4 protein-coding genes, 4 tRNA genes and 1 pseudogene are annotated in these 4,185 nt (G+C 51.3%); 7 read left to right on the forward strand and 2 right to left on the reverse strand.

Going from position 1 to position 4,185, the window contains the following annotated elements; genetic code table 11:
- Positions 1–118: pseudogene (locus tag BZG14_RS15965) on the reverse strand (GNAT family N-acetyltransferase); the annotation flags it as partial.
- A 76-nt stretch (positions 119–194) separates the two neighbouring features.
- Between BZG14_RS15965 and murB the strand changes: the two are divergent.
- Together murB and birA are read left to right on the forward strand one after the other, a co-directional pair.
- A complete protein-coding gene (murB, locus tag BZG14_RS14640) occupies positions 195–1,229 on the forward strand; it encodes a UDP-N-acetylmuramate dehydrogenase (RefSeq protein ID WP_077609085.1) in 1,035 nt (344 codons plus the stop codon).
- A complete protein-coding gene (gene birA / locus BZG14_RS14645) occupies positions 1,226–2,194 on the forward strand; it encodes a bifunctional biotin--[acetyl-CoA-carboxylase] ligase/biotin operon repressor BirA (protein WP_077609086.1) in 969 nt (322 codons plus the stop codon). Before murB ends, birA begins: the two co-directional genes overlap by 4 nt.
- A 17-nt stretch (positions 2,195–2,211) precedes the next feature.
- Here birA and coaA read toward each other — a convergent pair whose 3' ends face one another.
- The gene (coaA, locus tag BZG14_RS14650; protein ID WP_077487172.1) at positions 2,212–3,150 is read right to left on the reverse strand and encodes a type I pantothenate kinase; all 939 of its coding nucleotides are present in this window, start codon (positions 3,148–3,150) and stop codon (positions 2,212–2,214) included.
- A gap of 208 nt (positions 3,151–3,358) precedes the next feature.
- On the opposite strand from coaA, the gene BZG14_RS14655 reads away from it, so the two are divergent.
- The 5 genes from BZG14_RS14655 to BZG14_RS14675 all read left to right on the forward strand — a co-directional run.
- Positions 3,359–3,434: transfer RNA gene (locus tag BZG14_RS14655), tRNA-Thr, on the forward strand.
- A 7-nt stretch (positions 3,435–3,441) separates the two neighbouring features.
- A tRNA-Tyr gene (locus tag BZG14_RS14660) sits at positions 3,442–3,526 on the forward strand.
- A gap of 37 nt (positions 3,527–3,563) precedes the next feature.
- Positions 3,564–3,638, forward strand: a tRNA-Gly gene (locus tag BZG14_RS14665).
- Positions 3,639–3,651: 13 nt separating this feature from the next.
- Positions 3,652–3,727: transfer RNA gene (locus BZG14_RS14670), tRNA-Thr, on the forward strand.
- Between the two features lie 104 nt (positions 3,728–3,831).
- Positions 3,832–4,185: GTP-binding protein (locus tag BZG14_RS14675; protein ID WP_241824686.1), on the forward strand; the 354-nt coding region annotated here is incomplete at its 3' end.

Consider the following 4,185-nt stretch of genomic DNA (forward strand, 5'->3'; position numbering starts at 1 on the left):
CCACCACCCAGATATGTTCATCTTTTTTCGGTTTACCCGGTGGATAGTAGGTTTTATAAAATCGCGCCACGAGCGGAAACCGTAACGGCTCGAGAGGGTGAATGTGGTAATGATCCATAGCCTAATAGATGCGCAATACGAGCRGGACAGGTAGTATACCTATCCATGATTTTTTCTGACAGCGTAATGCATTGATGAAGTGGTTATCTGATGTGTCTTTGACACCCCATCACACCTTTGGTCTCCCCGTCCACGCTCATGCGATCGTGGAAGCGCACACGGTGGAGGATTTATATGCTATTTGGCAGCACGTTGACGACCTAGCGCTTCCTAAGTTAGTGGTGGGAGAAGGTAGTAACCTGCTTTTTTGCCAAGACTTTCAGGGCGTGGTGGTGCTTAATCGCCTGACTGGTGTGTCAGTCGATGATGAGGGCGACCACTGGGTATTGCACGCGGGGGCTGGCGAATCCTGGCATAACTTAGTCGCTTGGAGCATTGATAATGGCTTGCCCGGGCTGGAAAACCTCGCGCTTATTCCTGGCTGTGTCGGCGCCGCACCAATTCAAAACATTGGTGCTTATGGTGTCGAGTTTTGCGAGCGCTGCGCGTATGTCGATATCGTCAATCCATTGACTCAGCAAACACGTCGTCTGACCCGAGATGCCTGTCAATTTGGTTATCGCGATTCGATATTTAAAACTGACGTGATGACAGGGTGGGTGATCACACAAGTGGGGTTTCGATTAGCGAAAGCGTGGCAGCCCGTGCTCAAGTATGGTGCGTTAGCGGATCTCGATCCAAAGCAGGTATCAGCGCAAACCATTTTTGAGGCGGTCTGTGCGATCCGCCAAGCCAAGCTCCCCGATCCCCGAGAGTGTGGCAATGCGGGCAGCTTTTTCAAAAACCCGGTGCTTGATGCACACCAGGCGCAAGCCTTGCAAGCCCGCTATCCCGAGATGCCCATGTACGCTGCTGGAGAGGGAAAAAAGAAGCTCGCCGCAGGCTGGCTGATTGACCAATGTGGTTTGAAAGGCAAGCAAGTGGGAGGAGCGCGTGTGCATCCTAAACAAGCCCTGGTGCTGACGAACGCTAATCAGGCAAGCAGCCAAGACGTCATTCAATTAGCCAAGCAGGTGGTCGACGACGTCAAGTCGCGGTTTGGTGTGACCTTGCACCATGAGGTGCGCTTTATGGGTGCCACGGGTGAAACCAGCTTGGAGGCACAATGAGCAGTGCACATAACGCTAGACTGACTCTTATAGACCGTTTATCCGATGGTGAATTCCACTCTGGCGAGATGCTAGGCGATGCGCTAGGCATGAGCCGAGCCGCTATCAGCAAACACATTAAAGTGTTGCAATCGTGGGGGCTGGATATTTACCGGGTGCAGGGCAAAGGCTATTGCTTATCACAACCGATAGAACTGCTGGATGACGTCTGGCTCCGTGAGCATATCGACGTGCCCGCTTTATCCGCGATCCCGGTCATTGATTCGACCAATCAGTACTTGATGGAACGTGTGGGACAACTTGCGTCAGGCAGCGTTTGCCTGGCTGAATATCAGCAGCAAGGAAGGGGTCGCCGTGGTCGCGCGTGGCAGTCGCCTTTTGGCAGTAACCTGTATTTGTCGATGTATTGGCGTTTAGATGCCGGCCCTGCGGCGGCGATGGGGCTGAGCCTAGTGGTTGGTGTGGCGATCACCAAAGCACTCCATGAACTAGGCGCGCCAGGTGTGAAGGTGAAATGGCCCAACGATCTGTATTTTCAGGATAAAAAGCTCGCTGGCATCTTAGTGGAAATGACGGGGCAAACCGGTGATGCGGCTCACCTTGTGATTGGCATGGGGTTAAATATTGGCATGGGGGCACATTTGAATCAAAACATTGACCAGCCTTGGGCGCGTTTAGCGGAGGCCTGCCATCCCATGCCATCACGTAATACATTGGCGGCAACCTTGATTGAGCGTTTAAAAGACGCACTGATTGACTATGAGCAACATGGGCTATCGAGCATCATGGCCGACTGGCCTAAGTTGGATAACTTTATCGACCGCCCCGTTAAATTACTGATGGGCGATCGAGAAGTCCGTGGTATTGAGCGCGGTATCGATGAACACGGCGCCTTATTGCTTGACGTTGGGGGTGACATCACGCCTTATTTAGGTGGAGAGATCTCTCTAAGGCGCGATGACTAACCCTGATCTCGCAAGCACTATTTGCGCACACGGATACGTTGAACGGAGTGGTTGGCACCTTTTTCTAGGATTAAGCTGGCGCGCTCACGGGTCGGTAGAATGTTCTCCGATAAGTTTTTCCCGTTAATCTCATCCCAAATGGTCGCGGCTTTTTGAGTGGCTTCGTCGACCGATAACCGCGTGTAGTGATGAAAGTAAGCCTGTGGATCGAGAAAGGCACCTCGGCGGAATTTCATAAAGCGCTCGATATACCAATGCTTTAGCAACTCTGGTTCGGCGTCGACATAGATAGAAAAGTCGAGAAAGTCGGAAATAAACACATGATGGGGGTCGTGCGGGTAATCCATACCACTTTGCAGCACATTGAGCCCTTCGAGGATCAATATGTCGGGTTTCTCTACGTTTTGCACGTCAGAGGTGATGTCGTAAACCAGGTGAGAATAAATCGGCGCGGTGACACAGTCTTTTCCTGATTTGACGTCAGCCACAAACTCAACCAGTTTGCGCATGTCATAAGATTGCGGAAACCCTTTCTTATGCATGATGCCACGCGACTCAAGTTCGGCGTTTGGATACAAAAAGCCATCCGTAGTGACCAGCGCCACTTTGGGATGGTCAGGCCATCGTGTCAGCAAGGCTTTTAAAAGGCGTGCGGTGGTGCTTTTCCCCACGGCGACGCTGCCCGCGATGCCAATAACATAAGGCACATGATTTGATACCGGTTGGGATAAAAACTCGTCTAGCACTTCCGTCCGGCTTTTGCGCGCTTTTACATAGAGATTAAGCAGCCGGGATAGAGGAAGATAAATATCGCGCACCTCATCCATCGACAAATGCTCGTTAAGGCCGCGCAAGCGGTCAATGTCATCTTCTGTGAGCGTCATGGGCACTGCATCCCTCAGTTCAGCCCATTGTTGACGCTCGAACGACAAATAAGGCGTTAGCGTTGCATTCATGATCCATGTGCCTTAAGCCAGTAAAGAGGGTGACGATACCGCAAACGACAGGGAAGGAAAAGCGCCGACGACCGGCGTTAAGTGACCCGGTTGGTTATTTTCGCAACAATCACGCGAGAAAATACGCAAAAGACGAAAAAATCACCCATTTTTTAAAATTCCCTATTGCACCCCTCAAATCCATGGCATAGAATGCGCAGCACTTGTCGCCGGCTTAGCTCAGTTGGTAGAGCAACTGACTTGTAATCAGTAGGTCGCCAGTTCGATTCCGGCAGCCGGCACCAAAATTTAGGTGGAATTCCCGAGCGGTCAAAGGGATCAGACTGTAAATCTGACGGCTCAGCCTTCGAAGGTTCGAATCCTTCTTCCACCACCATTTTCAAATTGTTTGAATAGCTCTACGAGTAACGATTGCGGGCATCGTATAATGGCTATTACCTCAGCCTTCCAAGCTGATGATGCGGGTTCGATTCCCGCTGCCCGCTCCACTCTTTTTAGAGTGCTGATATAGCTCAGTCGGTAGAGCGCACCCTTGGTAAGGGTGAGGTCGGCAGTTCAAATCTGCCTATCAGCACCATCCTCTCCAAGGTAACTTCAAGCCGTTTGATATATACTCAACAAACCTGATTGTTGGTTGTGTGGTCGTAATGCCACCGAAATACCGTGCTTAGAGGGACTGTCATGTCTAAAGAAAAATTTGAACGTACGAAAACGCACGTTAACGTTGGTACTATTGGCCACGTTGACCATGGTAAAACTACGCTGACCGCAGCTATCTGTACGGTACTTGCAAAAGTACACGGCGGTGCAGCGCGTGATTTCGCGTCAATCGATAACGCACCAGAAGAGCGTGATCGTGGTATCACCATCGCAACGTCTCACGTTGAGTACGATACACCGACTCGCCACTACGCACACGTTGACTGCCCAGGACACGCTGACTATGTGAAAAACATGATCACCGGTGCGGCGCAGATGGACGGTGGTATCCTGGTTGTTGCGGCAACTGATGGCCCAATGCCACAGACGCGTGAG

The organism is Salinivibrio sp. IB282 (genome assembly GCF_001995685.1).
In the GTDB taxonomy this organism is placed as follows: domain Bacteria; phylum Pseudomonadota; class Gammaproteobacteria; order Enterobacterales; family Vibrionaceae; genus Salinivibrio; species Salinivibrio kushneri.